Origin of the sequence: Microcystis sp. M49636_WE2 (genome assembly GCF_030065375.1) — a bacterium.
Lineage (GTDB): Bacteria > Cyanobacteriota > Cyanobacteriia > Cyanobacteriales > Microcystaceae > Microcystis > Microcystis aeruginosa_C.
Map to the genome: position 1 here is coordinate 1 of NZ_JASJFG010000712.1, position 1199 is coordinate 1199.

The 1199-nt window shown below is 39.9% G+C and carries 1 protein-coding gene; it reads right to left on the bottom strand.

Features of this window, described 5'->3' with window-relative positions:
* Positions 1–490: 490 nt before the first annotated feature.
* The gene (queF, locus tag PX484_RS16260) at positions 491–886 is read right to left on the bottom strand and encodes a preQ(1) synthase (RefSeq protein WP_002783291.1); all 396 of its coding nucleotides are present in this window, start codon (positions 884–886) and stop codon (positions 491–493) included.
* Positions 887–1199: the final 313 nt, after the last annotated feature.

Here is a 1199-nt window from a genome sequence, read left to right on the forward strand (position 1 = left end):
AAAAACCTTGCTGGATAAGACTTTTAGCCTTTTTTGAAATCCAAAAGTACCAGATATGGGAGTGATCAGGGGGAAATTCAGCTACTTTTTCCCTGAAAATTAGGTAATTGACCCCCTCAAAATCGGTAAAACCCCACACCCCACACCCTACACCCTACACCCTGCCCCTAGGAAAAACTTTTTCAGCAGACCCTAATTAAGCAGCAAATCCGACATACCGCACCAAAATACCTCACGGAAAAGGATTTTAATTCTTCTACCGACTCAGCAATATTAATATTAAGGACTCCACTCATTGCCTTTTTACTGCATAAACTGTACCTTTACTAAGTAGGAGACACTTTTTGAAAAATGGTATAATATTTAAGCTTTAAGTATAGAGGAAAAGTTCAAAATGGGTATTGAAGACGACGACAGCAAAAAACTTGAACAACAAAAACTAGAACAGCTAGAGATGGGGGCTAACCCATCCCCAAACTAGAAAATTATGCTATTCTTTTTTATACATCACCTCCACCACGGTATGTACGTTACCCCTGGGATGAAAATCCCCCTTAATTTTCATCTGCAAGGGTTCGCAAGCGGCCACCAAATCATCTAAAATTTGGTTAATTGCTTCTTCGTGGGAAATATAACGATCGCGATAACTATTAATATAAAGTTTAATCGCCTTTAATTCCATCACCTTTTGATCGGGAACGTAGCTAAGATAAATAGTGGCAAAATCGGGATAACCGGAAAAGGGACACTTACAGGTATATTCCGGCAGAGTGATCTGAATATCGTAATTTCTGCCAGGGCGTGGATTGGGGAAAGTAATTAATGTTCCTTCGGCAATTTCTCTTTCCCCGTACTTAACTTCAATTTTTTCGGAAGACTGAACCATGTTTTTTCCCAACTAGACAATGTTTCCTATCATAGCTGGAATATTCTCTCAAGAGGCGTTACCGAATCAAGAGATGAATAGTAACTCCTGCATCCTATTGACAAATTAGCTTAGTCCCGGGTTGAAAGAATGCCGAGAAGACAATGCAGACTTAAAATCAGCCAAGTCGAATTTTCAGGTAAAAAATGCTCTATGATTAACTCTAAAGATACTGTAAAACTGGTTTCATGCTCTCCGAGATTAAAAACATAGCCGAGAGTCTCGCACCCCGATTAGTGGAGATTCGCCGCCACATTCACGCGAATCCAGAGTT